The 26406-nt window shown below is 59.1% G+C and carries 23 protein-coding genes; 12 read left to right on the top strand and 11 right to left on the bottom strand.

Annotation, left to right across the window (positions count from 1 at the left end):
• The first annotated feature begins 156 nt into the window (after positions 1–156).
• Together AC3WMV_RS10865 and AC3WMV_RS10860 are read left to right on the top strand one after the other, a co-directional pair.
• Positions 157–480, top strand: a complete 324-nt coding sequence (locus AC3WMV_RS10865; protein ID WP_027613227.1) for a type II toxin-antitoxin system RelE/ParE family toxin — start codon at positions 157–159, stop codon at positions 478–480.
• Between the two features lie 3 nt (positions 481–483).
• Positions 484–795, top strand: a complete 312-nt coding sequence (locus AC3WMV_RS10860) for a helix-turn-helix domain-containing protein (RefSeq protein WP_095139682.1) — start codon at positions 484–486, stop codon at positions 793–795.
• Positions 796–845: 50 nt separating this feature from the next.
• Here the strand turns inward: AC3WMV_RS10860 and AC3WMV_RS10855 are convergent, their stop codons facing one another.
• Together AC3WMV_RS10855 and AC3WMV_RS10850 are read right to left on the bottom strand one after the other, a co-directional pair.
• Positions 846–1184 carry an FKBP-type peptidyl-prolyl cis-trans isomerase gene (locus AC3WMV_RS10855; RefSeq protein WP_103369172.1) on the bottom strand — a complete coding sequence of 113 codons (339 nt, stop codon included), beginning with the start codon at positions 1182–1184 and terminating at the stop codon, positions 846–848.
• Positions 1185–1374: 190 nt separating this feature from the next.
• Positions 1375–1683 carry an RcnB family protein gene (locus AC3WMV_RS10850; RefSeq protein ID WP_027613230.1) on the bottom strand — a complete coding sequence of 103 codons (309 nt, stop codon included), beginning with the start codon at positions 1681–1683 and terminating at the stop codon, positions 1375–1377.
• A 423-nt stretch (positions 1684–2106) separates the two neighbouring features.
• Between AC3WMV_RS10850 and AC3WMV_RS10845 the strand changes: the two genes are divergently transcribed.
• Both AC3WMV_RS10845 and AC3WMV_RS10840 read left to right on the top strand, forming a co-directional pair.
• A complete protein-coding gene (locus AC3WMV_RS10845; protein WP_027613231.1) occupies positions 2107–3399 on the top strand; it encodes an MFS transporter in 1293 nt (430 codons plus the stop codon).
• Between the two features lie 12 nt (positions 3400–3411).
• Positions 3412–4179, top strand: coding sequence for a substrate-binding domain-containing protein (locus AC3WMV_RS10840; protein WP_098968203.1), 768 nt, complete (start codon positions 3412–3414; stop codon positions 4177–4179).
• Here AC3WMV_RS10840 and AC3WMV_RS10835 read toward each other — a convergent pair.
• Positions 4169–5083: a LysR family transcriptional regulator gene (locus AC3WMV_RS10835; protein ID WP_414888560.1), complete on the bottom strand. Its 915-nt coding sequence runs from the start codon at positions 5081–5083 to the stop codon at positions 4169–4171. The two genes, AC3WMV_RS10840 and AC3WMV_RS10835, sit on opposite strands and share 11 nt — an antisense overlap.
• Positions 5084–5334: 251 nt before the next feature.
• Between AC3WMV_RS10835 and AC3WMV_RS10830 the strand changes: the two genes are divergently transcribed.
• Positions 5335–7143: a monovalent cation:proton antiporter-2 (CPA2) family protein gene (locus AC3WMV_RS10830; RefSeq protein WP_096795893.1), complete on the top strand. Its 1809-nt coding sequence runs from the start codon at positions 5335–5337 to the stop codon at positions 7141–7143.
• Between the two features lie 123 nt (positions 7144–7266).
• Here AC3WMV_RS10830 and hcnC read toward each other — a convergent pair whose 3' ends face one another.
• From hcnC to AC3WMV_RS10810, 4 genes are all read right to left on the bottom strand, one after another.
• Positions 7267–8526 (bottom strand): cyanide-forming glycine dehydrogenase subunit HcnC, encoded by a 1260-nt coding sequence (hcnC, locus tag AC3WMV_RS10825; protein WP_103369800.1) that lies wholly within the window; start codon positions 8524–8526, stop codon positions 7267–7269.
• The gene (gene hcnB, locus AC3WMV_RS10820) at positions 8519–9928 is read right to left on the bottom strand and encodes a cyanide-forming glycine dehydrogenase subunit HcnB (RefSeq protein WP_098968199.1); all 1410 of its coding nucleotides are present in this window, start codon (positions 9926–9928) and stop codon (positions 8519–8521) included. The genes hcnC and hcnB overlap by 8 nt, the downstream gene beginning before the upstream one ends.
• Positions 9925–10239 carry a cyanide-forming glycine dehydrogenase subunit HcnA gene (hcnA, locus tag AC3WMV_RS10815; RefSeq protein WP_027613237.1) on the bottom strand — a complete coding sequence of 105 codons (315 nt, stop codon included), beginning with the start codon at positions 10237–10239 and terminating at the stop codon, positions 9925–9927. The genes hcnB and hcnA overlap by 4 nt, the downstream gene beginning before the upstream one ends.
• Before the next feature lie 434 nt (positions 10240–10673).
• Complete coding sequence (locus AC3WMV_RS10810; RefSeq protein WP_103369799.1) at positions 10674–11615, bottom strand: hypothetical protein; 942 nt, start codon at positions 11613–11615, stop codon at positions 10674–10676.
• Between the two features lie 307 nt (positions 11616–11922).
• Here AC3WMV_RS10810 and AC3WMV_RS10805 point away from each other — a divergent pair, with 307 nt between their 5' ends.
• Positions 11923–12606 (top strand): response regulator transcription factor, encoded by a 684-nt coding sequence (locus AC3WMV_RS10805; protein ID WP_027613239.1) that lies wholly within the window; start codon positions 11923–11925, stop codon positions 12604–12606.
• Complete coding sequence (locus tag AC3WMV_RS10800) at positions 12584–13978, top strand: sensor histidine kinase (RefSeq protein WP_097088039.1); 1395 nt, start codon at positions 12584–12586, stop codon at positions 13976–13978. The genes AC3WMV_RS10805 and AC3WMV_RS10800 overlap by 23 nt, the downstream gene beginning before the upstream one ends.
• Positions 13979–14091: 113 nt before the next feature.
• On the opposite strand, the gene AC3WMV_RS10795 is transcribed toward AC3WMV_RS10800, so the two are convergent.
• A complete protein-coding gene (locus AC3WMV_RS10795) occupies positions 14092–14502 on the bottom strand; it encodes an SRPBCC family protein (RefSeq protein ID WP_103369798.1) in 411 nt (136 codons plus the stop codon).
• A gap of 30 nt (positions 14503–14532) precedes the next feature.
• On the bottom strand, positions 14533–15330 hold the full coding sequence (locus AC3WMV_RS10790; protein ID WP_103369797.1) for an SDR family NAD(P)-dependent oxidoreductase: 798 nt from the start codon (positions 15328–15330) through the stop codon (positions 14533–14535).
• A gap of 312 nt (positions 15331–15642) precedes the next feature.
• Here AC3WMV_RS10790 and AC3WMV_RS10785 point away from each other — a divergent pair, with 312 nt between their 5' ends.
• Positions 15643–16302, top strand: a complete 660-nt coding sequence (locus AC3WMV_RS10785; RefSeq protein ID WP_103369595.1) for a methyltransferase family protein — start codon at positions 15643–15645, stop codon at positions 16300–16302.
• Between the two features lie 181 nt (positions 16303–16483).
• Here the strand turns inward: AC3WMV_RS10785 and AC3WMV_RS10780 are convergent, their stop codons facing one another.
• A complete protein-coding gene (locus AC3WMV_RS10780) occupies positions 16484–17152 on the bottom strand; it encodes an HAD-IA family hydrolase (RefSeq protein WP_103369594.1) in 669 nt (222 codons plus the stop codon).
• A gap of 78 nt (positions 17153–17230) precedes the next feature.
• Positions 17231–17644, bottom strand: coding sequence for a response regulator (locus tag AC3WMV_RS10775; protein WP_027613245.1), 414 nt, complete (start codon positions 17642–17644; stop codon positions 17231–17233).
• 199 nt (positions 17645–17843) lie between these two features.
• Here AC3WMV_RS10775 and AC3WMV_RS10770 point away from each other — a divergent pair, with 199 nt between their 5' ends.
• From AC3WMV_RS10770 to AC3WMV_RS10755, 4 genes are all read left to right on the top strand, one after another.
• Positions 17844–18785 (top strand): class I SAM-dependent methyltransferase, encoded by a 942-nt coding sequence (locus tag AC3WMV_RS10770; protein WP_103369593.1) that lies wholly within the window; start codon positions 17844–17846, stop codon positions 18783–18785.
• 344 nt (positions 18786–19129) lie between these two features.
• Positions 19130–22339 (top strand): RCC1 domain-containing protein, encoded by a 3210-nt coding sequence (locus AC3WMV_RS10765; RefSeq protein ID WP_103369592.1) that lies wholly within the window; start codon positions 19130–19132, stop codon positions 22337–22339.
• Positions 22340–22399: 60 nt separating this feature from the next.
• Positions 22400–24286: an RCC1 domain-containing protein gene (locus AC3WMV_RS10760; RefSeq protein ID WP_103369591.1), complete on the top strand. Its 1887-nt coding sequence runs from the start codon at positions 22400–22402 to the stop codon at positions 24284–24286.
• Between the two features lie 44 nt (positions 24287–24330).
• Positions 24331–26202, top strand: a complete 1872-nt coding sequence (locus AC3WMV_RS10755; protein ID WP_103369590.1) for an RCC1 domain-containing protein — start codon at positions 24331–24333, stop codon at positions 26200–26202.
• The last annotated feature ends 204 nt before the right edge of the window (positions 26203–26406 follow it).

Here is a 26406-nt window from a genome sequence, read left to right as displayed (position 1 = left end):
TCGATACCGAATATCAGATAAAGAAAATCAAGCTTGATTTATATCGGTTTCGATATAGCCTGCTGATAGGTGACCTCTGCCACTCTTTGCAACACACCGCCGCAACGCATTTTCGTCGGAGCCATTACGCTTATCCTTTCAACAAAGGAGAAGTCGATGCCAAGACACAAGGATGTGGTGTTTGTCGCAAGTGCACTCAAGGATCTGAGAGCTTTTCCTTTGGATGCTCGCAGAGCTGCGGGATTTCAATTGGATCTGTTGCAACAGGGCGACGAGCCTTTTGATTGGCGCCCCATGAAAACCGTAGGACGGGGTGTCAATGAAATCAGAATCACCGAAGACTCAGGAGCGTTTCGAGTGTTTTATGTGGTCAATCGGCCTGACGCGATTTATGTGCTGCACGCCATGCAAAAGACCACTCGCAAAACTGAAACGCGAGATATAGAACTGGCACGCGCCAGATACCAGGAAATAGGTTAAGCCATGAAGGATCATCAACACCCTTCCCAGCATTTCTCAAGCATCTGGGACGCGCTGGAAGACACGCCGCAGGACGCGGCCAACATGCGCCTGCGGGCCAAACTCATGCGCACGCTTTGCGAGACGGTTCGTGCCTGGGAGCTTCCTCAGAAGGAAGCCGCCAAGCGCTTGGGGATTACTCAGCCACGCCTCAATGACGTACTCAACGGTAAAATCGACAAATTTTCTCTGGATGCGCTGGTCAATCTGTCGGCCGCAGCGAAACTGGAAGTAGACATCTGTTTCCCCCAGGCCGCACCGCTGCACTGGGCTTGAAGGCAGCTCGGATTCTTAGGCCAAGAGGCGATGTCGTTACTGCATCCGCCTCAATCCTCCCGCGTCAAAACCTCCAACAATTCAATCTCAAACACCAGATTCGAATTCGGCGGAATCTTGCCCATCGTCCGCTCGCCGTACCCCAAATGCGCCGGCACCAGCAGTCTGCGCTTGCCGCCCACTTGCATGCCCATCAGCCCCTGATCCCAACCCTTGATCACCCGGCCCGTGCCAATCACGCACTGGAAAGGTTTGCCACGGCTGTGAGAAGAATCGAACTCGCTGCCGTCTTCCAGCCAGCCGGTGTAATGGGTGGTAATCAGCGCGCCTTTGACGGCAGCCTTGCCCTCGCCCACCCGGAGATCGATTACCTGCAGTTCATCATTCATGACATCCACTCAATCGCTTAACTGGCGGCCGTTTTCCCAGAATTGCCGGTGATTGGCAAGCCGATTGCGCAGAGCAACGCTATCACTCCTCGGATTGTGGATCTGGCGATGCAGGAGGTCAGACGCAGCAGGATTTTGAGGTGGGAAGCCCTGCACGAGTGCATGCGCAGGGCCTTTGAGTCGGGGGGTATTAACGCTCGACAGGTTGCATTTCGACAATGGTGCCGTTGGTGATCATGACCATCACGTACTTGTCATTGATCTGCACCCACTGCGCCTGATCGACCGGTGCTTTCAAGCCTTTCTGTTTCCAGTTTTTCAACGCTTTGTCGCTGCGCTGATAAATGTCTGGAGCCCGGTCGTTGACCTTCAATTCGCGGTCGCTGGTCGGCGACTGGACCGTGGGTTCGCTTGAGGTTTGCGCCGCTTGAACAAGTGGGCTGATCCCGGCAATGCCGGCGACCAGGGCCAGGCTGGCGATTAGGGTTTTGCTGTTCATCGGTGAACCTCCTTCAGATGTGTGATACCTGAACTCCGACTGCGGAGGACTGGAATCATTCCTTGTTTTTGCGTGGACTGGCCAGGGATTGTAGTTGCCTGTGAGGCCGCTATCGCTGGCAAGTCAGCTCCCACAGGTTTGCTTGGTGTTGCAGGGACAGCGGGTACACCGCAAAAACTGTGGGAGCTGGCTTGCCAGCGATGACATCGGTACATGCAGCATCTTCATTACCTGAACCACCGCTTTCGCGAGCAGGCTCGCTCCCACAGGAAGTGGTGTTTCAGGGAATTGATCCGTTTTGCACATCAATCCATGCCAACAATGCAATTAACATCCTGTTACAGCTGCGCGACCATCCGCCGCAATAACAACCGTGCGCCGCTTCCACGTCGCGCACGTCATAAAAGCGGTGGAGATTTTTCTATGACAGCCTCAATCCCACACGGCGGCTCGCGGGCCGGCGCCATTTTCCGGGTCACCTCGGGCAACTTCCTCGAACAGTTCGACTTCTTTCTGTTCGGCTTCTACGCCACGCAGATCGCGGCGGTGTTCTTCCCGGCGAGCAGTGAGTTCGCTTCCCTGATGATGACCTTTGCCGTATTCGGCGCAGGCTTTCTGATGCGTCCACTGGGCGCCATCGTGCTGGGTGCGTACATCGATGACGTCGGTCGGCGCAAAGGGTTGATCGTCACCCTGTCGATCATGGCCAGCGGCACGATCCTGATTGTGCTGGTGCCCGGATACGAGACCATCGGTCTGTTTGCGCCAGCGCTGGTGTTGATCGGACGGCTGTTGCAGGGCTTCTCCGCCGGTGCGGAACTGGGCGGTGTTTCGGTGTACTTGTCGGAAATCGCCACCCCTGGCCGCAAGGGCTTTTTCACCGCTTGGCAGTCCGCCAGTCAGCAAGTGGCGATCATCGTCGCGGCAGCCTTGGGCTATGCGCTGAACGCGTGGATGGCGCCGGATGTGGTTGCCGATTGGGGCTGGCGCATTCCGTTTTTCGTCGGTTGCATGATCGTGCCCTTCATCTTTTTCCTGCGGCGTAACCTGGCGGAAACTGAAGAGTTCGCCGCACGCAAACACCGCCCGAGCATGAAGGAAGTGTTCCGCACGCTTGGCCAGAACTGGGGCGTGGTGCTCGGTGGCATGTTGATGGTCGCGCTGACCACCACCGCGTTCTACCTGATCACCGTGTACGCGCCGACCTTCGGCAAGACCGTGCTGCACCTGAGCACTTCCGATGCGTTGCTGGTGACCTTGCTGGTTGGCGTGTCGAACTTCTTCTGGCTGCCGATTGGCGGCATGTTGTCCGACCGTGTCGGCCGGCGCCCGGTGCTGATCGCCATGGCGCTGCTGGCACTGGCCACCACCTATCCGGCCCTGTCGTACCTGGTGCAGGCGCCGAGCTTCAGTCACATGTTGCTGTCGCTGCTGTGGCTGTCGTTCATCTACGGCATGTACAACGGCGCGATGATTCCGGCGCTGACCGAGATCATGCCGGTGGAAGTGCGAGTAGCCGGTTTCTCCCTCGCCTACAGCCTGGCGACCGCGATTTTTGGCGGTTTCACCCCGGCGATGTCGACCTTCCTGATCCAGTACACCGGCGACAAAGCGGCGCCGGGTTACTGGATGAGCGTCGGCGCACTGTGCGCGTTGTGCGCCACGTTGTACCTCTATCGCCGCGCAGGCGGCCGTTTGCAACCGGTTGCCGCATAAGGAGCAATCACCTTGAAAAAACTGATCAATCTCAGCGCCATCGCCCTCTTCGCTTTCAGCGCCCTGGCCCATGCTGAACAGCTGAATGTGATGACGTCGGGCGGCTTCACCGCCGCCTACAAAATCCTCGGCCCGAAATTCGCGGCCGCCACCGGCAACACCCTCGACACCCAACTCGGCCCGTCTATGGGCAAGGCGCCGGAAGCCATCCCTAATCGCCTCGCTCGCGGTGAGCACGCCGACGTGGTGATCATGGTCGGCTACGCCCTCGATGACCTGATCAAACAGGGCAAGGTCGACCCGGCCTCGCGGGTCGAACTGGCGGATTCACGGATCGGTCTGGTGGTGCGTGAAGGCGCGCCGAAGCCGGACATCAGCAGCGTCGAAAGCCTGAAGAAAACCCTCCTCGACGCAAAATCGGTGGCCTACTCCGACAGCGCCAGCGGCGTGTACATCGAGAAGGAGTTGTTCAACAAACTCGGTGTCGAGGATCAACTGAAACCGAAAGCGAAAATGGTCCCGAAAGTCCCGGTCGGCTCGGTGGTTGCCACCGGCGATTACCAACTGGGCTTCCAGCAGGTCAGCGAATTGCTGCCGGTGCCGGGGGTGACGTTTGTCGGGAAGATTCCGGAGTCGGTGCAGTCGGTGACGCGCTTCGCCGCCGGCATCCCGGTCGGCGCACAGCATCCAAAAGAGGCCAAGGCCCTGCTCGACTATCTTGCCGCGCCTGCCGCCCAGGCTGACGTGCAAGCCACCGGGCTGGATTCGGTCAAGCGCTAAGCGTTGGTGGCTGGACTTTCATTTCCACTACCAGCCGCTCCAGTTCCAATGCCGCCGGGGTCAACGTGCGACCCCGGCGCTTGAGGATGCCGACACTGCGCATCACTTGCGGATCTGTCAGCGGCACCCGCGTCAGGATCGGATGATCCGGCCCGGGCATCGCCATCAGCGGCACCGCCGCCACCCCCAGCCCCGCCTCCACCAGACCAATCATGGTCGTCACATGCCGCGTCTCGCAGATGCTCGGGCGCTGCGGCACCACGCTGCTCAAGGCCTGATCGAGCAGAAAACGGTTGCCCGACGTCTTGTCCAGCGAGATGTAATCCTGCTGATAGAACTCGTCCCAGGTCACGCTGCTGCGTCCGGCCAACGGGTGATCGCGCCGGCAAGCGACGACATAGCACTCCTGCACAAGCGGTTCGAAATCGACCTTGGCATCCTGCGTGCCCAGAAAACTCAACCCGAAATCCGCCTCGCCGTTGACCACTGCGCTCAACACGTCGTGGGCGCTGGAGTCGAGGACTTTGACCTTGATTCGCGGAAACTGCTGGTGATAGCGAGCGACCACCCGCGGCATGAAGTAGTACGCCGCCGAGGGTACGCAAGCCACGGTGACATGACCGAGTCGGGTCGATGCGACTTCACTGATGCCCAGCAGCGCCACGTCCAGATCATCCAGCAAACGCTCGACGCTGGGCATGAAGCCACGCCCGGCCTGGGTCAGGCTGACTTTGCGCGTGGTGCGCTCGAACAGCTTTACGCCGAGGGCGTCTTCAAGCTTCTCGATGCGTCGGCTCAGGGCCGGTTGTGACAGGCGCACGATGTCGGCGGCCTTGCGGAAACTGCCCTGCTCGACCACGGCGCGAAAGGCTTGCAGGTCGTTGAGGTCGAAGTTGATGGCCATGGCGGACTCGAAAAGATTGATTCGTGAAGGCTATCAATGTAACCAAATGATGCAATTTATTACAGATTTGATGATATCGCCCTTGCGGGAGCGGGCTTGCTCGCGAATGCGGTGTCACAGTCGCCATCAACATGGACTGAACCAGCGCTTTCGCGAGCAAGCCCGCTCCCACAGGGTTTTGTGGTGGATTGACGAGCGGCGCAGCCCTTATCCTTGTCACCCCCCGCCGTACCGCTGTCAGGAGTCAACCCATGCCCCACGAAGGCAACCTGTTACAAGCCGCTGTCGTGTTTCTCTTCGCAGCCGTGCTCACCGTGCCACTGGCCAAGCGTCTGCAACTGGGTGCGGTGCTCGGTTATCTGTTGGCGGGGGTGATCATCGGCCCGTCGGTGCTCGGCCTGATCGGCAATCCGCAGAGCGTTGCGCATATCTCGGAACTGGGCGTGGTGTTGCTGTTGTTCATCATCGGCCTTGAGCTGTCACCCCGTCGCTTGTGGGTGATGCGCAAGTCGGTGTTCGGCGTAGGTCTGGCGCAGGTGCTGCTGACGGCGGCGGTGATCGGCGTGCTGGCGTTGTACGTGTTCGGACAGCCGCTGAACAGTGCGATTGTGCTCGGCCTTGGTCTGGCGCTGTCGTCCACCGCATTCGGCCTGCAAAGCCTGGCCGAGCGCAAGGAGCTGACCAGCCCCCACGGGCGACTGGCGTTTGCGATTCTGCTGTTTCAGGACATCGCCGCGATCCCGTTGATCGCGCTGGTGCCGATGCTCGCCGGCAGCGCCCACGCCAGCAGCAACGCGGAAAGCCTGAACCACGGTCTGCAGGTACTCGGCGGAATCGCCGTGGTGGTAGTCGGTGGACGTTATCTGCTACGCCCGGTGTTTCGCGTGGTGGCGAAAACCGGTCTGCCGGAGGTCTCCACCGCCACCGCATTGCTGGTGGTGATCGGTACGGCGTGGCTGATGGATCTGGTCGGCGTGTCGATGGCGCTCGGGGCTTTCCTCGCCGGCCTGCTGCTGGCGGACTCGGAGTATCGCCATGAACTGGAAGCGCAGATCGAGCCGTTCAAAGGCCTGCTGCTCGGGCTGTTTTTCATCAGCGTCGGCATGGGCGCCAACCTGAGTCTGCTGCTGAGTGCGCCGATCACCGTGCTGGGCCTGACGCTGCTGCTGATCGGCTTGAAGTTGCCGCTGCTGTTTGTGGTCGGGCGTCTGGCCGGTGGGCTGACCAAAGTCAGTGCGATTCGCTTGGGTATCGTGCTCGCCGCCGGCGGTGAATTTGCCTTTGTGGTGTTCAAGATCGGGCGCGATCAGGGCCTGTTCGAACCGCGCCTGTATGACTTGCTGGTGCTGACCATCACCTTGTCGATGGCCTTGACGCCGTTGCTGCTGTTGATCTGTGCGCGACTGGTCAGCCCGAAAGTGCAGCCGGTGGAGGTGCCGGAGAAATTCCGCGAAATCGACACCGAGGCACCGCGCGTGGTGATTGCCGGCATGGGGCGAATGGGCCAGATCGTGGCGCGGATTCTGCGTGCGCAGAACATCAAGTTCGTGGCGCTGGACACCTCGGTGGAAACCATCGAACTGTCGCGCAGTTTTGGCGGCGTGCCGGTGTTCTACGGCGACCCGATGCGCCCGGAAATCCTCAATGCGGCGAAGGTTGGCGAGGCGGAGTATTTCGTGATTGCCACGGATGATCCGGAGACCAACATCAAGACCGCCGAGATCGTGCGCAAGCTGTATCCGCACATGAAGATCATCGCTCGCGCACGTAACCGTCAGCACGTGCACCGCCTGGTCGATGTCGGCGCCGAAGCGATTCGCGAGACCTATTACTCCAGCCTGGAAATGAGCCGCCGTACCCTGGTCGGCCTCGGTCTGACCCAGGCCCAGGCCGATGCGCGGATCAAGCGTTTCAAACACCATGACGAACAGGTGCTGGAAGCCCAGCACGCGGTCTACGACGACGCCGCCAAAGTCCTGCAAACCGCCCAGGAAGCCCGAGCGGAACTGGCGCGGTTGTTCGAGTCGGATCAACTGGAAGAGGAAGCGCGCAAGGTCTGAATTCACCACAATTCCAATTGTAGGAGTGAGCCTGCTCGCGATTGCAATCTATCAGTAGCCATCTCTGTTACTGACACACCGCCATCGCGAGCAGGCTCACTCCTACAGGAATTGTGGATGGACTTAGGCCATTTCCAATTCACGTTCTTGCTTGACCGGCGCCACCTCAAACCGATCCGCCAGGAACGGTGTGATATCCAGCGGCAGCGCCTCCTGATTGACCAGTTTGTCCAGCAGCACGCCAGTGATCGCTGAGGTCAGAATACCGGTGCGGAAATGTCCGCAGGCATTCAGGTAACCCTCCACCCCACGCATCGGCCCGAGGATCGGCAGCTCATCCGGCGAGCCCGGACGCAATCCGGCCCAGGTGCGCTTTAGATTGACGTCCTTGAGTTCCGGCAGGCACCGCACCGCGCCCTGCACCAGTCCGGCGATTTCCGGGTAGGTGGTGGTGACGTCGAAGCCTTTGTCTTCGGTGGTGCTGCCGATCAGGATTTCGCCGTTGTCCTTCTGCGCCACATAACAATCGCTGGTAGTCAGGCAACCGTTGAGGATTTTCGGCATGCGTTCGGTCAGCAGGATCTGGCCTTTCACCGGTTTCACCGGAATCCGCACACCGGTGGCCCACTCACTCAAGTCCGCCGCCCAGGCACCAGCGGCGTTGATCAGGGTCTTGCAGTGGAACACGCCCTCCTCGGCCGTCTGCACGCCAGTCACGCGGCTGCCGTGGTGCAACACACCGGTGACGTTGGTGTTGACGAAGATGTCGACGCCATTCTGCCGCGCGCCTTCCATGTAGGCGTCGGCGAGACGGAACGGGCTGACCTGGTGATCGCAAAGAAACTCCAGCGCGCCACGGGCCTCATGGCTGACGCTCGGTTCCGCTTCACGCAGCGCCGCCTGATCGAGCCAGCGTACCTGATCGGCCAGATGCGGAATGCAACTGACGATGTGCTCGGCGTAGAGGCGGTCTTCGTCGTCATAGATGACGAACTTCAGCCCGGTCTTTTCGAACTTGAAATCCATCCCGTGCCTGTCCTTCAGCTCGCGATGCAGCGCCGGGTACAGCGCATTGGACTGCAAGGCGAAATCGAAGAACGACTCCGGCAGGATGTGCGGCGTAGTGGCGTCCACCGCGACCGCCGCGCCCTGGGTTTCGCGCTTGCGGTTGGCCGACATCATGCGGAAGAAAATCACCCCGCAGCCCAGCCCCACCGACTCACCGATGGCCCACAAGCCTCCGGCCGAAGCGCGGGTCGCGTTGCCCGGGCGCTTGGCGTCGATCACCGCCACCTTGAGGCCCTGGCGCTTGGACAATTGATAGGCGCAGGACGCCCCGATCACGCCGCCACCGGCAATGATCACGTCATAGAACTTACTCATGGGATGCGGCCTCCGTGCCGACGGACTGGAACGCGGAAAAAGGGATCGGATCAATCGGGAAGCGCGGACGCAGCCAGCCGACGTCCTTGCGCCCGGTGGCCTGACGCAAGCGGTCGCTGCAGTAGCCGACACACATCCGCCCCTGACAATCGCCCATGCTGACGCGGGTGCGCATTTTCAGGCTGGCGATGTCTTGCACGCCCTGCTCCAGCGCCAGATCGATGTCCGCGCGGGTGGCGTGTTCGCAGCGGCAGATCACGGTGTCGGCGGCCGGCAAAGCGGTCTGGCCGACACCGCGTTCGGTGTAGCGATCAACAGCCGCGCGGAAGCGCACGATGGATTTGAGTTTGCCCAGATAACGATCGCGGCGAACCCGCGCCAGCTCTTCTTCGATCACCCCGCGTTGCAGGAGGATCGAGGTGGCGGCGATCTTGCCGGCAAGCATCGCCGCTTCACCGCCGCGAATCCCGCCCATGTCACCGGCCAGATGCACGTGCGGCTCGTTGCTTTGCTGCCAGTTGTTCGAATTGGCGCGCAGGTAACCGTCGTCGCTGAAACCGTGATCGAGGCCCATCTGCTGACTGAGCTGGGTGCGCGGAATGAAGCCGTAACCGACCGCCAGGGTCTGCGCTTCGAAGCGCTCGATGCGCGTCAGGTCCGGCTCCCAGCTGGCCGAGTAAGGTGCCACGGTGACGCTTTTCAGCTCGCCGTCGCCGTGGGCTTCGACCACGCCCCAGCCGTAGTTCATCGGGATGCCGTGCAGTTTAAGGTAAGCAAGCATGCTCAAACCGTCGAGGAACAGCTGCGGCTTGTTCAGCAACGCCAGGCTTTCGCGGGCGATCTTGCCGAAGGCGCAGGCTTCGTACACGCCCGCGACCTTGACGCCGGACGCGTGCAGCTGCGTTGCCACCAGTGGCAGCAACGGCCCGGTACCGGCGATGACCACCGGCCCCTGCGGCTTGACCACGCCACTTTTGATTTGCAGTTGCAGGCCGCCGAGCATGATCACCCCCGGCAGGGTCCAGCCGGGAAACGGCACGCTGCGTTCGTGGCAGCCGGCGGCCAGCAGCAATTGCGGATATTCGATCTCGTGCAGCTGCTCGTCGCCGTCGAGCACCACCAGCGCGCGGGTGCCTTCGGCGCCGACCACGCGATGATTGAGGCGCACGTCGATCAACCCGGACTGTTCCTGGAAATCACCGTGCAGTTTGCTCAGGGCTTCGGAATAGCGCGGCCCCAGATAATCCAGTTGCACGCCGTCGCGCAGCGGCCCGCGATAGACCACGCCACCAAGACGCGAGGCCTCTTCGAGCAAGGTGCAGCGCACCCCATGACGCGCCAGCTCGATGGCCGCCGCCATTCCCGCCGGACCACCGCCGACGATCACCGGTTGCAGGCTCATACGACCTCCTGCTCGTTGATGCGGTTGACCTGGGTTTCGATCTGCATGCCGTCGCGCACCACGGTCTGACAGGCACGGCGCTTGTGGCGGCCGTTGATCTTCACCAGGCAGCACTGGCACACACCCATGCCGCAGTAGGCGCCGCTGATCTGGCCATGGTCGTTGCGTGCGACCTGGCGCACGCCAAGGGACTGGATAACGCTCAGGACGGTTTCGCCAATGGCCGCCGTCACCGGTTGACCATTGATGTGGACGGTCATATCCGCCTGGGTCAGGGGCTGGATATCGAAAGTGCGTTCTAGGCAGTGCATTACGAAGTTCATCCGTGAAAAGGTTCAGGGGGAAGGTATTGCGTCAGCTCCTTGCTGCTCTACACCGTGCGGCCCGTTTAATTGTTCGATTACAGGCGGGCTCGCGGGTACTTCGTCAGCGCAGCAAAGTGCGCGTGAAGCACTGTAGTTCAAACCTCAGCGAAGGCCTGGAACATTTACGTTAGGGGAAGTTACAAACGCGAATATTGATCCAGGCCAGTGAAAGCGGTCGGATTGTTCAACGATTCGGTTGAAGAAGACGAATGGTGCACGCCAGAAAGCAAAAAGCCGCTTTCACCGTGAAGTGAAAGCGGCCGAGGCATGGGCCTCAATGGAGCATTGGAATCAGTGTACGAACAGGGCGATCAGGATGATGATCGGGATTGGCACACCGAGGAAAAACAGTAATAGAGAGCGCATGGTGATTCTCCTTGTTAACGGACTGGAGGCAGAGTGGTCGTGGTGGCGTAGGTCTCGACTTCAACGTACTCGACCGCATCCCGGCGACGACCGCCGAAGGTGGCTGCGAGACTGGCGAAGAACGCACCGGCCAGCAACGCGATGAACATCCACAGCGAGGTCCAGGCAGCAACTTTCGCAGCGGTGTCGGCAGCCTGTTGGGCTTTGACTTTGGCGTTGGCGATGGCCTTCTGAGTGCGGGCATACACTTCATCGACACGCTTCTCGGCGTCGGCCTGGCTCAGATTGGTTCGTTGTGCGACCAGTTGCGCGAGGTAGGTACGGTCTTCCGGACTGAGTTGGCCGTTGGCCAGGCTCTGGGCGAAGATCCGCGCTACGGCGCCATGGGCGGCATCATCACTGACCGATGCTGGACGGTCATCGCGGAACAGATTGTCGATGTAGTAACCGTACTGATTGCTGTCGGTGTTGGCCGCTGCGCTACCGGCAGCCTGAGTCGCGGCTGCCGCTGCGCCACCGGCGACACTGGCACCGGCCTGCACACCGCCACTGATCACACTGCTGACCGAGCCGACTACCAATACTGCGGTGACCAGCGTGGCCACACACCAGGCGAGGAAGCCATGGGCAGTATCACGAAAATACACTTCATCCCCGTGCATGTTGGCCCACTTCACCCGCAGCCGACCGGCGATGTAGCCACCCAGACCGGAGGCGATGATTTGCGTCGCCGCCAGCCAGACAATCGTCGAAATTCCCAGACCCTTGGCGCTGATGCCCTCCCCGGCCCAAGGTGAAACGGCAGAGAATCCCAAACCGAAGCCAAGCAGCACTAAAATCATCGACAGTGCTGCGGCCGCCGCTGCGCCCGCGAAAATCGCGCCCCAGGACACGCCTGACACGTTGCTCGACTCTCCTTCGAAGGCAGGATAAAACCCATCAGAGGATCTATTCATTGTTGTAGTGCTCCAGGCATGAAAAATGGTGTTACAACTCGTCACGAGATGAATTGCAGCGACCGTGCCAGTCGAGAGCACGAAATAAATCTTTCAATTTCAACGATTTAAAAAGACTGAACTTCTACATTCATTGCAATTTGCAACAATGGACGGAAAGCAGCGGGTTTTATGCATTGACGCCAACGCCGCAAAGCGCCCCGAATTGACGTTTGTGACAGGCTATACATGAAAGTTAATTTAAAGCGCGACGCAAAATACTTGGCAAAATGCAGCCATTCCGTTTGAACCGATCAAGGCCTGCCCTATGACGCGTATTTTGACCATCGAAGACGACGCCGTGACTGCTCGTGAAATCGTCGCCGAACTCAGCAGCCACGGCCTGCAAGTGGATTGGGTCGACAATGGCCGCGAAGGCCTCGACCGCGCCGTCAGCGGCAACTACGACCTGATCACCCTCGACCGCATGCTGCCGGAACTCGATGGCCTGGCGATCGTCACCACTCTGCGCACCATGGGCGTGGCCACGCCGATTCTGATGATCAGCGCCCTCTCCGATGTCGATGAGCGCGTGCGCGGCTTGCGCGCCGGCGGCGATGATTACCTGACCAAACCGTTCGCCACCGACGAGATGGCCGCACGTGTGGAAGTGCTGCTGCGCCGGCAGAACAGCGTCGCCACCCAGGCCACCACGTTGCAGGTCGCCGACCTCGAACTGGATTTGATCAGCCACGAAGCACGCCGCGCCGGGCAGGTCCTGACGCTGCTCCCCACCGAATACAAGCTGCTGGAATTTCTCATGCGCAACAGCGGGCAGATCCTGTCGCGGATGATGATTTTCGAAGAAGTCTGGGGCTATCACTTTGACCCGGGCACCAACTTGATCGACGTACACATCGGTCGTCTGCGCAAGAAGATCGACGCGGCGGGCAATGTTCCGCTGATTCGCACGGTACGGGGCTCGGGTTATGTCATTGCCGAACCCGTCTGACGGCTGGCGCTCCTCCAGCAGTCGACTGCTGGCGCTGTACAGTTCACTGTTCGTGGCCTGGAGCGCGATCCTCATGGGGGTCATGTATTTCGAGGTCTCCAGCTATCTCGATAACCTCGCCAAACATTCGCTGATGCAACGTCAGCATCTGTTTTCGCACTTTCGCGGTGAGCAGCTGGAAGAAGCGCTCGCCGCCAGCATGACCTTTGATATACGCGGCATCGACGCCTATGGCCTGTTCGACGCCCAGGGAGTTTACCTCGGCGGTGCTTTGCAGCAACTGCCCGAAGGCCTGCCGCTGGATGGCAAGATCCACACCCTGGATGACTGCGCCGATTCCGATGACCCAACCCTGCCCGCCGACAGCTGCGACGCGGTGGCGACTCAGACCCGCGACGGCCGCTGGCTGGTGTTGTTGCGCGATAACGGTTCGTTGTTCGCTGTGACGCGGATCATTCTGCACGCGTTGTTCTGGGGGGTATCACTGACGATTCTGCCGGGGATTGCCGGTTGGCATCTGCTGCGCCGCCGACCAATGCGCCGCATCCGCGCGATTCAAGACAGCGCCCAGGCGATTGTTGCCGGCGACCTGACCCACCGTTTGCCGCTGTCCAACCGCCGCGACGAACTGGACATGCTCGCCGCCATCGTCAACGCCATGCTCGATCGCATCGAACGGCTGATGCATGAAGTCAAAGGTGTGTGCGACAACATCGCCCACGATTTGCGCACGCCGCTGACGCGTTTGCGCGCGCAGTTGTATCGCATGCAACAGCAGGCTGGTGAGGGTTCGCAGGAAGCGGCGCAACTGGATCTGGTGCTGGCCGAGGCCGATACGCTGATGGCGCGGTTCCGTGGGTTGCTGCGGATTTCCGAGCTGGAAGACCGTCAGCGGCGCTCAGGTTTTGTCGAGCTCGATCCGGTGCAATTGCTCGAAGAACTGCATGAGTTTTACCTGCCGCTGGCCGAGGAAGGCGAGCTGCTGTTCGTGCTGAACATGCCGGAAACCCTGCCGCCGCTCAATGGCGACCGAGCGTTGCTGTTCGAGGCGCTGGCGAATCTGTTGAGCAACTCGATCAAGTTCACCCCGGCAGGCGGTACGGTGATTTTGCGCGGAGTGAATGACGGTGGGCATACGCGGATCGAAGTCCACGACTCCGGCCCCGGGATTCCCGAAGCCGAGCGTGAGGCGGTGTTCCAGCGTTTCTATCGTGCCGAGGGCGGGCAACCGCAGAGTGGCTTTGGCCTGGGTCTATCGATTGTCGCGGCGATTGTCAGCCTGCATGGCTTCAATCTTGAGGTGGGCAGCAGTGAGCTGGGGGGCGCGAAGCTGGTGCTGGATTGTCGACAGAGTTTGATCGCCAACTCCTGATCCCCTGTGGGAGCGAGCCTGCTCGCGAATGCGGTGTGACAGTCAATGCAGATGTTGACCGATCCGACGCCTTCGCGAGCAGGCTCGCTCCCACAGTTTTTGCGTTTTGCCTGTCAGGTCGGGTAATTGGCCCGCAGCGCCTCAAGGCCACCCTGATAGATGCCGGTGAACAGCGCCACCACTTCTTCCTCGCTCACGCCTTTGGCGTTGAAGCGTCCCGACCACGTTACCCGGGCGCCCTGCCCCTGAGCTTCAACCTTGATCGTCGCCAAATAGTCAGTCGCCGGGAACGGTGCCTGTTCGATCGAGTAGCTGTAGGTCCTGGCAGCGTTGTCGAACGCTTGCAGACGCTCGATCACCACCGCGCCGTCGGCGGTTTGCAGGGTGCGCACGCGTCCGCCTTCGCTCAGCTCACTCTTGGGAATCAACGGCAGCCAGTCCGGCAGCGTGTTGAAGCCGCCGATCAATTGCCAGACCTGATCGGCCGAAGCCGGGATGTCGATCGTTGCTGATGCAGTTGCCATAAATAAACGCTTCTCCAGAGTGTTCGCGGTTCAGATCGCCATACTGTCGACTACACCGCCATCCACGCGCAAGGCCGCGCCAGTGGTGGCGGAGGAAAACGGCGAAGCGATGTACGTGACCAGATGCGCCACCTCGGCAACATCGGCCACTCGCTGGATGATCGACGTCGGCCGCGCTCGGCGCACAAACACATCAGCCTCTTCACGCAGATTACGGCCGGACTCGGCCGCAGCATCCTTGAGCATGTGTTCCACGCCACCGGTAAAGGTCGGCCCCGGAAGGACTGCATTGACCGTCACGCCAGTGCCCGCCAGACGTTTGGCCAGGCCATGGGACACCGCAAGGTTGGCGCTTTTGGTCACGCCGTAATTAAGCATGTCGGCCGGGGTCGCCACACCGGATTCCGAGGACAGGAAAATCACCCGTCCCCAGCCCTGCTCGACCATCGCCGGCACGTAATGCCGCGACAGGCGCACGCCGGAAATCACGTTGACCTCGTAGAAACGCGTCCACTCGCTGTCCGGGGTGTCAAAGAAATCCACGGCGTCGAAGATGCCGAGGTTGTTCACCAGAATGTCTGCGCGCGGTTCAGCGGCGAACAGTTTTTCCGCACCTTCGGCAGTGCCCAGGTCGGCCGTCAGTCCGCGCAGTTGCGCACCCGGCACCTGCTTGCGAATGCTCGCCAGCGCTTGCTCGACCTTGGCCGTTTCACGCCCGATCACCACAACCGTGGCTCCGGCCTCGGCCAGTGACTGACTGATGCCCAGACCAATGCCACCCGTGCTGCCGCTGACGATGGCCAGTTTTCCACTCAAGTCGATTTTCATGGGTTCACCTCTTCGATGGGCAATACACGGACAAATAGAAGGAATGGATCAGCGTAGACGCGATGTTGGCCGGATGAAGGCGTTGCCGACCAAAGACTGGTCACGACCGATCCGACGCCTCTGCGAGCAAGCCCGCTCCCACTTGGGATTGTCGGTGGATGGAGATTCTCGGGCTGGCGGGCATCAAGGGTGGGAGGGGGCTTGCTCACGACGGGGCCGGGACATCCGGCATCAATGGTCACTGACCCGACACCTTCACGGGTTCAGCGGCGTCCTACACTGAAAGGATCAGCCGCTTTTCAAGAGATGACCATGAAAATGTCTGCGCAAATGACCGTGGTTGCGGTGCTCGCCACCCTCGCCTACCTGGGCCTGGCGGTGTGGGGCATTGGCGGGCCGGCGGTGTTCTTTTCGCATGGGGCGCTGGTGCTGGTGGCGCTGGCCACGGTGCTGATGGTGGTGGCCTCGCTGTTCACCGATGTAAACATGAGTTCGGGCGAGCGCGAGGACCGCGCCAATCGCTGGGTGATTCCGGCGTTCGGCGTGATCGGTCTGGTCAGCGGATTTCTCCCGGCGTACTGCGATCGCATCGACTTCTGGACCTTCGGCGCTGAAGACGTGCGCTGGCTCGGCGCGCTGTTGTTTATCGTCGGTGGCACGCTGCGACTGTGGCCGGTGTTTGTGCTGGGCCGACGGTTCAGCGGCCTGGTGGCGATTCAGCCGGGGCATCGGCTGGTCACCGACGGCATTTACACACGCCTGCGCAATCCGAGCTATCTGGGGTTGGTGGTCAACGCGATGGGCTGGGCGCTGGCGTTTCGTTCCAGTGTCGGTTTGATTCTGGCGGCGCTGACGCTGATTCCACTGATCGCGCGTATTCACTCGGAAGAGGCGCTGCTGCGCGGGCAGTTTGGTGCAGAGTACGAGGCTTATTGCGCGCGTAGCTGGCGATTGTTGCCGGGGGTTTACTGACGCCATCGCCAGCAGACTGAACTGGCTCCTGCAGTGTTGGATAGCGGGCAACATTTACGGCCCGACATTGATCGAATGTGGGAGCGGGCTTGCTCGCGAATGCGCTGAATCAGTCGACATCGCATGCAACTGAAAGACCGCATTCGCGAGCAAGCCCGCTGCCACAGGGGACTTTGTAGTGTCAGGCCTTTTGCAGGTGCAGTTGACCTTGGCTATCGACGACAACGCTCAGCGGCTCATAACTGTCGATAGTCGCGTGGCGGGTTTCGAGGGGATGCTGGTGCGTCGTGGTGATGATCATCAGCGCTGCACCTGCCGCTTCAGCAGCCTGGATGCCGACGGTGGCATCTTCGAAAATCAGGCAGTCGCCAACCTCAAGCCCCAGGCGCTTTGCGGCCAGAAGATAACCCGCCGGATCAGGTTTGCCAGCCGTCACATCCTCCGCCGTGATCATCACTGCAGGCTCGCAAATCCCCGCCGCAGCCATCCGCCGCAACGCCAGAGCCCGTGGCGCCGAGGTCACCATGGCCCAGCGTTCGACAGGCAGGCTGGCGAGAAACGCCGCGGCCCCAGGTATCTGCACAATCCCTTCGACATCATCGATTTCCGCCTGCGCGATAAACGCCGCTTGCGCCTCGGCGTCCACTTCCGGCAGGTTCAGCCGGCGGATGGTGTCGATGGCACGAGCACCGTGGATGGTCGGCAGGAAACTCTCGACATCAACCCCGTGGCGCTCAGCCCACGCTGCCCAGACTCGCTCGGCAGCAGCGATGGAATTGAGGACGGTGCCGTCCATGTCGAACAGGAACGCGCCGAACGCGCGATCAAAGACGTTATCGTGAGCAGACAAAAGGTCGCATCCTTTGACAGAACTGGGCGGATTGGCCGGGCAATGTAGCATTTTTACCCGGCAGTTCGACCCGCCACCTCAGTGCAGACGTGGCGCCTTGGACTTGAAAGCGCTGTCGACACAGTCAAGCAACTGGCCGATCGCCCAGGGCTTTTTGATGAACGCCACCGGATGCTTGACCCCGGAAGTTTCCGGGGTTTCATAACCGGACATGACCATCACCGGCTTTTCCGGCCAGCGGTCGCCAACCAGATTGGCCAGCCCGGCGCCGTTGATTTCACCGGGCATGGTGATGTCGGTCAGCAGCAACGCGACATCCGACGCGTGCTTTTCCAGATACAGCTTGGCGGCATCCGCGCTGGTTTGCGGCTCGACCTTGAAACCTTCCTCCTGAAGAATTTCGCAGAGAAACTCCAGAATCAACGGGTCGTCCTCAACCACCAGAATCAACCCGCCAGGAAGGAGCGCGCTCGGTGTCGGTGTTGGACTCATGAACTGGCACTCCCTGAATTGCATTAACGACTTAGCGGCTCGAATCCGCTGCTTATCTGGTATGAGCAGCGCGCCCTGCATAAATTCATTTTTGATACAGGTCTTTTCTTAACAGTGGTCAATCGCCTTGGCTGACCGGCGTTCGCCAAGCGGTTTTTGTGGTTAAAATGCCGGCCCTTTTGCTTGCCGACCGTGACTGATGAACCCTGAAGCCCTCGCCACCCTCCGCGCCCATCTGCTGCCTGCACTCGCCACGGCGCCGAGCGAAACCCGCCGCCTGTTCCATGGCCGTGGGCGTTGCTGGCCGGGGCTGGAACAGTTGACGGTGGACTGGCTGCAAGGCGTGGTGCTGGTGTCGCTGTTCAAGGAGCCGCAGCCCGAACAGCTCGAAGCGCTCAAGCAATCGCTGCTCGACCTCAGCACCTCGGCCGAGTGGCAACAGTCCGGCGCCCACACCTTGCTGGTACAACATCGTTACCTGCCGCAGAGCACCGCCGAATGGCTGCTGGGCAATGAAATCGACGAGATGAGCATCGTCGAGGGCGGCTTGCAGTACCGCGTCGACCTGGGCCGCAAGCAAAACGCCGGGCTATTTCTCGACATGCGCTACGGGCGCAACTGGGTGCGTGAGCAGGCCGCAGACAAACGCGTGCTGAACCTGTTCGCCTACACCTGCGGGTTTTCCGTGGCAGCAATCGAAGGCGGCGCCAGCCATGTGGTCAACCTCGACATGTCCCGCGCCGCACTGAGCCGCGGTCGTGACAATCACCGGCTGAACGGGCATGACCTGAGCAAGGTGAGTTTCCTTGGCCACGACCTGTTCAAGTCGTGGGGCAAGGTGATCAACAGCGGCCCGTACGACCTGGTCATCATCGACCCGCCATCGTTCCAGAAAGGCAGTTTTCTGCTGACCAAGGATTACCAGCGCGTATTGCGTCGTTTACCGGAATTGCTCACGGCAGACGGCACGGTGCTGGCGTGCATGAATGATCCGTCATTTGGTTCGGACTTTCTGATTGATGGCGTGACGCAAGAGGCGCCAAGCTTGCGCTTTGAGCAGCGGCTGGAGAATCCGCCGGAGTTTCCGGATATTGATCCTGAGAGCGGTCTGAAGGCGCTCGTCTTCAAACGCCTCGACTGACCCGACATCCCGCGAACCCCGCTCATCCCTGTAGGAGTGAGCCTGCTCGCGAAGACTGACTCACCGGCAACCCATTTCTTCAGAAGGACAAAACCCGCCGCCCCGATCAACCGGGGCGGCGGGTTTTGTCGTTCAGGCCGAGATCAACCGTCCCCACCTACAATGCGTGCTCACTGAGCATGCCGCTGACGACTTTCGCCCTGTCCTGCCCGCGAACAATCACCCCGGCGCCTCACGACCGTTCATCGCAAATACCTCCTCACCTGTAATTTCTGACAGTAGCCAACCCTCAGTCACCCGCCTTAAATGACTCCGTCACTCAAACTCGTGCCGGAGTACCTGCCATGCTGACCCACCCCGTTAACGGCATTGCCCCACAGGCCTTGCGAGCTCCGGACATCCCCGGACGTACCGAGCCGCCATTGCCATCCGGTGAATGGGGCATCAATCGTGCAGCCGCACTGGACAACTTCCCGCTCAAGGGCCTGAAAGTTTTCATCCTGCCATGGGCCGACATGAGGAAGAGCGACTGGGTCGAGTTGTACTACGATGGCGCCAGCGTCGATCAGCACACGATCACCGAGGACATCGAGATCGACGAGCGCGTGACCTTGTGGGTGCAACCGGGTCGCATCAACAGCGGCCCTCATACACTGGGCTATACCGTGCATCGCGCCAACCAGGTCGCTGAACCTTACGAGCCGCCAGTCAGGATCTATATCAAGCTCGAACTGCCCGGTGGCCAGGATGTGAACCCCAGGCCCGGTGAGCATTCGGAGCTGTACCAATACATCGATCCGCAAATCGTCGCCGACGGCGTGGACAGTGACAGCGCCAAAAATGGCGTGCAGGTCATCATCCAGGCCAAACCCGGCAGCCCTTCGAAACTGCCTTATCCGAACTGCGCAGCCGGTGATGTGATCACGCTCAGTTGGGGCGGCGTGCGGGTTTACTCCATACCGGTCACGCAGCCCCAGGTCGACGACCCGGACGCCCATCCCATCGTTGTCCTGGTCACTGAAGCGGACATTCTCGAGGCTGGGGACTCAGGTCCCGACGGACTGGCCGTGACCTTCACCGTCCACGACCTTGTAAACAACGCGGCCGAAGACTGGTGCACGGAAACCCGCATCGTCGTCGACACCGGCAACTCGCGACTGGATGCACCGATCCTTGATCAGGCCAACGGTCACGTCCTGGACCTCGATTTGCTCAATGACGAGGAACTGCTGCTGAAGGTCTGGGCTGACCCAGAGGGGGTGTACCAGGAAAACGATGTGATCATCATGTACATCAAGGGCACTTCCGAAAGCGGCGAGCCAGTGAAGCGCCAGTCTCGTCAAACCATCAGCAAACGACCGCCGGTGGTGGTCGAAATCCTTTTGCCCAACAGCGCCGCTCGGGCACTGGCCAACACCCAGGCGCTGTTCTTCTACGAGCTGGAACGGGGCGGCGCGGTCATTCAGCACTCCAGAGGTCGCTTCATCAGCATCATCGGTGAACCTTATCGTCTCGCAGCGCCGATCGCCGTGGATGCCGTCGGTGGTGCGCTCCACCCAGACCTGGCGCCGATTCGCGTCCGTATCCCTAACGACGAGCGTATCGAAGAAGGCATGGCCATTGAACTCAAATGGCTGGGCACCCGGGCCGACCTGAGCACCTATGAGCCGGAGCTGCCGTGGCATTTCCCCGACGCGGACGAGGCCACACATCCGGCAGGGTTCATCGTCAGCGTAGATGATAACCGGCACCTCAAGACCCTCGAGGGCGGTACTCTGGATCTGTCCTACAACGTGCTCAGCGACGAGGACGATGAGATCGTCATTCGGGCATCCTTGCATGCGCCACTGCTGACGGTGGGCGAAGCAAAACCGGAACTGGTGCCACCGATCGTCCTTGGTGAACAGGACGGCGCACTGGAACCCAAGGACCTGCCCAACGGCACGAGCAAAATCACCTGTCCGAACCCGATCGCCAACCCGACCAAAGCCAAAGATGTGGTCATCTGGCAATTGCGTGATGCCTATAACGTGCTGCTTGACGAAGGCAGCAAAATCCTCAACGCCCTCAATGCCGGCAAACCTGTGGATTTCACCCTTGATGCGGCATTTGTCCAGCAGTATTTCGAAGCCCGACGAGGGGAAACACTCAGTGTCAGCTACAGCATTCTGCGGTTCGAAACAGGCAATACCAGTCATTCGAACCCGTTGGTTTTTGTGGTGGGTAATTCACACTCCGGAAAGCTCACTGTTGTAGGCAACCGGTCACAGACCTCCCCACGCTACCATTCGAACTTGAGCCGTCTGACCGCCTCTTTTCTAATAAATGGAAGAATCAATACCCCAACTGAAGCTGTATGGATGTACGCGGGCGATACCGAAGGTGCCCTAGCCCAGTCGTTTCTTGATACCGAACCAGAGAAACCCTTGATCGTTTCCCTGCTGGACGGTGAGAACATCATTGCTCGCACAGTGCTGCGTCCCGGCAACGTCAGCGGGATATTCAATCTCGCAAACCGTCACAGCGGCTGCATTATCAAAGACGACGGAAGTGTTTTTGGATGGAGTGATAACACTGAAATGTTGCCGCCATCCGAGTTGAAAGATGTGCGTTATGTGGCAGCTGGCGGCCACGCATTTGCTGCACTGAAAAAAGACGACACCGTCGTTGCCTGGGGAGCTACTTCTCTTGGAGGCTACATTGCGCCAGAAATCGAGAAAGAACTTACGAATGTAGGAAAACTGGCAGCGACCGATGGCGCTTTCGTCGCCCTCCGTAAAGACGGCCAACTTGTCGCATGGGGCAACCCTGAATATGGAGGCTCGATCCCTGTATCTGCTATCTCTGAGCTCGGTCCTGCCAAAAAAGTCATCGGCAACACCGCAGACTTCACAGTGCTATTAATTGACGGTCGCGTATTCAGTTGGGGAGCCAGTTGGCCTGAGGGATTTTGGGTATCCGGTGCGCGCGGAGCTATCCAACTGTCTGCAAGTGACCGCGCCTTTTGTGCGCTGAACGCTGATCGCAGTGTCGTCGCATGGGGATCGCCCGAGCACGGGGGCGTGATGCCTGGCAGAACACATAATTGTGCAGAAGAAGTCGTTCTTGTCACCTCCACCAGTGCCGCATTCGCCGCCCTGAGATCTGACGGGACGGTCATCGCGTGGGGAAACCAACGGTTTGGTGGCGAGACGCCCAGCGGTCTTCAAAGCGTGTCACATCTATCGGGGTCGACGACGGCTTTTTGTGCGCTCAAAACCGACGGTTCATTATTCGCATGGGGGGTGTCCGAGGAGGGTGGACAGATTCCCGAAGGACTTGCCCCTGCCCTTTCAATCGCCAGTTCCTATGGCTCATTCAGTGCAGTGCTCACCACACATCGCGCCGTTTCCTGGGGCGTAAACACCTCATCTACGCAACTTCAAGCCGTTGCTTGTGCCTACGCAGCCGGCCCGCATCTGGTGCTACTGAGCGCGGACAGGCAACTGCAGTCGGCAGGCCCGAACGCGCCTGATCTGAAGGCATTGTCAGGGCTGGTTTCTTACACCGAGTGAGTTCATCTCGCTCACATTGCCTGCCCGCGAACAGGGCACTCGTCGAATGGAGTTACAGGTATGAACACCAACACCAAAGCAATTCCGATCGTCAAACAAGTAGCAATCATGGGGGAACCTGAAATAGGTGGAACCCTGACTGGCAGCTACATATATGAAAACCCAGATGAAAATCCCGAAGGGAAATCCACCTTTTGCTGGTATGACGAGGCAAGCGGCGGAACCGTTATCGCGACCTCAATCGACCTGACCTTGGTCACTGCGCATGCAGGGATGAAACTTACGTTTTCGGTGACTCCCGTTGCGGCATCGGGAGAAACAGGCATCGAATCATTTTCCAGTCCCGTTCAAGTAGTCCAGGATGGTTTTCAAAACATTTCAGATGAAGAAAGTGAAAACAGTTTTTTGAAACAGAGAGGCCAGTTCGCTTTTCATGCGAACGGACCAAAGGACGGAGTATTCACCTCCACCGCAGGAGCATTTGCCCTGAAGAGCAGAGTCACACAAAACGTCACTGTTGTAGGCACGCAGAGCTTTGGTGGCGTAGTCCCTCCAGAGATTGCGACATACCTGAGAAACAACCCTGCTATCAGAATGTTCACCACCACAACGAATTTTGGTGCCCTGGTGCCCATAGGTGAACACAATCAGTTGCTCGTCTGGGGGCCTGGAATACCGGCGACGTTACCTAACCTTCAAGACATCAAGTCGGTCTACAGCAACGGCTCCTCGCTAGCGTTCATATATGAAAATCCGCCCTCCGGGGAAAACACCATCGGCGCTGTCGGTACGGCAGCAACGGGCGGTGTGGTGCCGGTCGAAGTACAAAACAAACTGATGTTTGATCGCCCGAAAGCCATCTACGCCACTCTCGATGCTTTCACCGTGCTCACAAACAGTGGACGCGTATATGCCTGGGGTAACGCAGCGAATGGCGGGACAATTCCGATCGATGTACAGACTCAATTGAATTCCATGACAGTCGATCGCATTGTTGCTTCCCGAACAGCATTTTGTGCCCTGACGGAATCCGGAGAAATTATTGCCTGGGGCGCTAACGGCGCTATTCCCGCAGCAACTCTTGAGAAAATTTATGACGATGGCGGAGCGCTGAATGTCATTGCCAATGACAGCGCATTCATCGCCATAACCAGAGGCCGCAGAAAAGCCGCTACATGGGGATTGGCTGCATACGGCGGAACCATGTCAGAGGCCGCCGCCAGCCTTGCAGCCAGAGGAAATCTCGCGCTTTGCGCAGCTGCGCCTTGGGCCATGTGCTTCATCAACGAAAGCGGACAAGCGGCTGCATGGGGATCGGCAGGCCACGGTGGTGGAGCCATTCCGGCCCAAGGCGCCGGGGAAGAAACCTCGACTTTGCCCTTGAATGCACAGCCGTTATTGGAGCAAGGCGAAACCCAGGCGCAGATCGAGAGCATGTTCAGCAATGCCAGATTCTCAAAAAGCCTAAATAGTCGCGTGTCTGCCAGTGTCACCCTGACCAACGGTGAGGCGATCGAACTGACGCGCAACGATGGCAGCTTTGTCTTGCTCAACCGGCATCCCGACGGACGCACAAAGAATCTGGTCTCTTGGGGTTTGGCTGCGACGGGAGGCACGATACCCAGCGATATCAAGCAAACACTGATGGCCAGTCGCATTAGAAAAATCTACTGCAGCAATGGTGCTTACGCAGCTCTGGTTGACCAAGGCACAACCGAAGGTGTGGTCGTCACCTGGGGACGTGCCTCACAGGATGGCGGAACAATTCCGGCCGCTCTTCGAGACGCATTGAGTAGCGGTGTTGTCGAAATTTATACCATCCAGGGCGCTCCAGCACCTTCGACCGCGACGGTTCCAGCCGCCTTCGCGGCACGCAAATCTAACAACAATTATGTGACGTGGGGTGCCCACGTCAAACAAGAAGAATTCGAACCAGGGCGCAACTGAGTTAGCGACTACAGCAGTTCACCTGAACGCAAAGGAGCATCGCAATGAGTACGATAGCCGAACCGATTGCGCGGGACGTGATCATCATCGGGGAACCAGTCATTGGTGGTTTTGTACGCGGCAGTTATCGCTATGACAATGCTGATGAAAATCCTGAAGGAGTTTCCCGCTATCAGTGGTATCTCGATAACGTAAAAATCGAAGCGCCGGAAGGTGTAGCCATCGATTTGCGGATAAAGTCTGAGTACAGCGGACGAGCAATCATATTCGCTGTCACTCCGGTGGCCGCTAATGGTGAGACCGGTAAGGAAACCCGCTCTGTCGCCAAAACTGTAGACCCTGATTTTCAAGGCATCACCCGGGAGGAAAATGAGAACAGTTTTTTAAAGCAATGGGGAAATTTCTCCGCCCATGTTCCTGAGCCGCCTGATCGAGTATTTGTCTCGACGGGAGGCGCTTTTGGCCTGATTGATCCGGATACGCAGGATATTTACTTCGAGGGGCAGACGGGTTGGGGATTGCCGGTTCCACCCGACATCATCAATTTTCTGAAAAACAATCCGGCTACTCGATTGTTTTCAACTGAAAAGGATTTTGCCGCACTGGTAACCAACGGTTCGAGCAATCAGCTACTGGTCTGGGGAGCCAATATTCCGGCCGGCCACTCCGTGAAGCTGACTGATATCGAGTCGGTTTACAGCAACCGAGTGTGTTTCGCTTTCATCTATAAAGATCCGACAGGTGATCAAAACAGAATAGGCGCTATTGGTTTGAAAGGCTCCGGCGGTACCATTCCGGAACTGATCCAGCGAGCCCTCTGGTTTGATGCACCGGTCGCCATCCACGCGACGGAAAACGCGTTCGCCGTTCGTACGCAAAAAGGCAAAGTCTATGCGTGGGGCAATACTAATAATGGCGGAGCAATTAACGCCGATGCACAAGTGCAACTCGACAATATATTCGTCGAACGAATTATTGCAGCGGCGGCGGCGTTTTGTGCAATTGGGCGTAATGGCGAAATCGTGACGTGGGGAAAGGCAGCCGATGGCGGTGCAATTCCGTCTGGCAAGCTGGAGACGATCATCAATGACGGTGGCGTTAATTCAGTCACGGCATCTACCACAGCATTTTGCGCAATCACCCGTGACAGACGTAAGGCTGTCAGTTGGGGGCTCAATGGTGAGGGCGGATTGATGTCTGAATCGGCTTCCCTGATCGCAGCGCGTGGCGGTGTACTGTTATGCAAGGCAACTCGTTGGGCGTTTTGCATTATCACCGAACGCGGAGAGGCAGAAGCTTGGGGAGCGCAGCGTTATGGAGGAGCCTCCATCACTGCAGCCACTCGTAACGAGATTGAAGCAGCCATCAAGGATATGCAGCCAAAGCCCGAAGATGCTCACGGTCATGTTGGTAGTCGAGCCATTACAGTTCCAGGAATACTCAGCCTTTATTCCAATGATTTGAGCTTCTTTCTTTTGAGTCAGCACGACGACGGCAGGACCCGAGCCGTGGTGGTCTGGGGAATGAATACTCACGGGGGAGCAATCTCGCTAGGCGTTCGCCAGGCACTGATGGCCAGCAGGATTACTGGCGTTTACTGTACAAATGGCGCGTATGGCGTTGTGGCGACTCAAGGGAGTGTGTACGGCGCGGTCATCGTCTGGGGAGCAACTTTGGCGATGGAAGATGCTGGGGAAATTCCACCAGAATTGGCCCAGTACCTCAGCGATGAGGTCGTGGAGCTCTACTCAATCAAACGTTATCCGTTTTACCAGGCACCGCCTCCCAATCCACCGCCTATTGATCCATCTTTCGCGGCAAGACGTCGAGACGGGAGTTACGTGCTTTGGGGTGGGAATGTTAAGAATCAGTACTATAAGCCGCAACCTGGGCTGAGAAATGGGACGCTGAAGTAGATATACCGTAATGAAAGAAACTTCCCGACATCGTGCCTGTTCAATCACTGATCCGGCACGATGTAGCTCATGGATGTTTAAGCGATCTCTAAACAAACAAGAACACTTGCGTCATTGCCTTCAGACACCAAAAGTCGCTGACTTTCGTGCCTCGAAGGCGGGATCTATTGTGGGGCTGTCGCTATCAGTGATCGGGATAAGGGT

The sequence above is a fragment of the Pseudomonas sp. FW305-3-2-15-E-TSA4 genome (assembly GCF_058787295.1).
This window is presented reverse-complemented; position numbering and strand designations above follow the sequence as displayed.

What these genes read in the sequence shown, in the direction of transcription:
- AC3WMV_RS10835 (WP_414888560.1), bottom strand. Translation starts at nt 5,083, where the DNA reads ATGGCCATCAACTTCGACCTCAACGACCTGCAAGCCTTTCGCGCCGTG.
- AC3WMV_RS10800 (WP_097088039.1), top strand. Translation starts at nt 12,584, where the DNA reads ATGTCATTGCCGAACCCGTCTGACGGCTGGCGCTCCTCCAGCAGTCGA.
- hcnB (WP_098968199.1), bottom strand. Translation starts at nt 9,928, where the DNA reads ATGAGCCTGCAACCGGTGATCGTCGGCGGTGGTCCGGCGGGAATGGCG.
- hcnA (WP_027613237.1), bottom strand. Translation starts at nt 10,239, where the DNA reads ATGCACTGCCTAGAACGCACTTTCGATATCCAGCCCCTGACCCAGGCG.
- AC3WMV_RS10775 (WP_027613245.1), bottom strand. Translation starts at nt 17,644, where the DNA reads ATGAGTCCAACACCGACACCGAGCGCGCTCCTTCCTGGCGGGTTGATT.
- AC3WMV_RS10770 (WP_103369593.1), top strand. Translation starts at nt 17,844, where the DNA reads ATGAACCCTGAAGCCCTCGCCACCCTCCGCGCCCATCTGCTGCCTGCA.
- hcnC (WP_103369800.1), bottom strand. Translation starts at nt 8,526, where the DNA reads ATGAGTAAGTTCTATGACGTGATCATTGCCGGTGGCGGCGTGATCGGG.
- AC3WMV_RS10845 (WP_027613231.1), top strand. Translation starts at nt 2,107, where the DNA reads ATGACAGCCTCAATCCCACACGGCGGCTCGCGGGCCGGCGCCATTTTC.
- AC3WMV_RS10865 (WP_027613227.1), top strand. Translation starts at nt 157, where the DNA reads ATGCCAAGACACAAGGATGTGGTGTTTGTCGCAAGTGCACTCAAGGAT.
- AC3WMV_RS10795 (WP_103369798.1), bottom strand. Translation starts at nt 14,502, where the DNA reads ATGGCAACTGCATCAGCAACGATCGACATCCCGGCTTCGGCCGATCAG.
- AC3WMV_RS10790 (WP_103369797.1), bottom strand. Translation starts at nt 15,330, where the DNA reads ATGAAAATCGACTTGAGTGGAAAACTGGCCATCGTCAGCGGCAGCACG.
- AC3WMV_RS10785 (WP_103369595.1), top strand. Translation starts at nt 15,643, where the DNA reads ATGAAAATGTCTGCGCAAATGACCGTGGTTGCGGTGCTCGCCACCCTC.
- AC3WMV_RS10860 (WP_095139682.1), top strand. Translation starts at nt 484, where the DNA reads ATGAAGGATCATCAACACCCTTCCCAGCATTTCTCAAGCATCTGGGAC.
- AC3WMV_RS10810 (WP_103369799.1), bottom strand. Translation starts at nt 11,615, where the DNA reads ATGAATAGATCCTCTGATGGGTTTTATCCTGCCTTCGAAGGAGAGTCG.
- AC3WMV_RS10855 (WP_103369172.1), bottom strand. Translation starts at nt 1,184, where the DNA reads ATGAATGATGAACTGCAGGTAATCGATCTCCGGGTGGGCGAGGGCAAG.
- AC3WMV_RS10760 (WP_103369591.1), top strand. Translation starts at nt 22,400, where the DNA reads ATGAACACCAACACCAAAGCAATTCCGATCGTCAAACAAGTAGCAATC.
- AC3WMV_RS10755 (WP_103369590.1), top strand. Translation starts at nt 24,331, where the DNA reads ATGAGTACGATAGCCGAACCGATTGCGCGGGACGTGATCATCATCGGG.
- AC3WMV_RS10850 (WP_027613230.1), bottom strand. Translation starts at nt 1,683, where the DNA reads ATGAACAGCAAAACCCTAATCGCCAGCCTGGCCCTGGTCGCCGGCATT.
- AC3WMV_RS10765 (WP_103369592.1), top strand. Translation starts at nt 19,130, where the DNA reads ATGCTGACCCACCCCGTTAACGGCATTGCCCCACAGGCCTTGCGAGCT.
- AC3WMV_RS10830 (WP_096795893.1), top strand. Translation starts at nt 5,335, where the DNA reads ATGCCCCACGAAGGCAACCTGTTACAAGCCGCTGTCGTGTTTCTCTTC.
- AC3WMV_RS10805 (WP_027613239.1), top strand. Translation starts at nt 11,923, where the DNA reads ATGACGCGTATTTTGACCATCGAAGACGACGCCGTGACTGCTCGTGAA.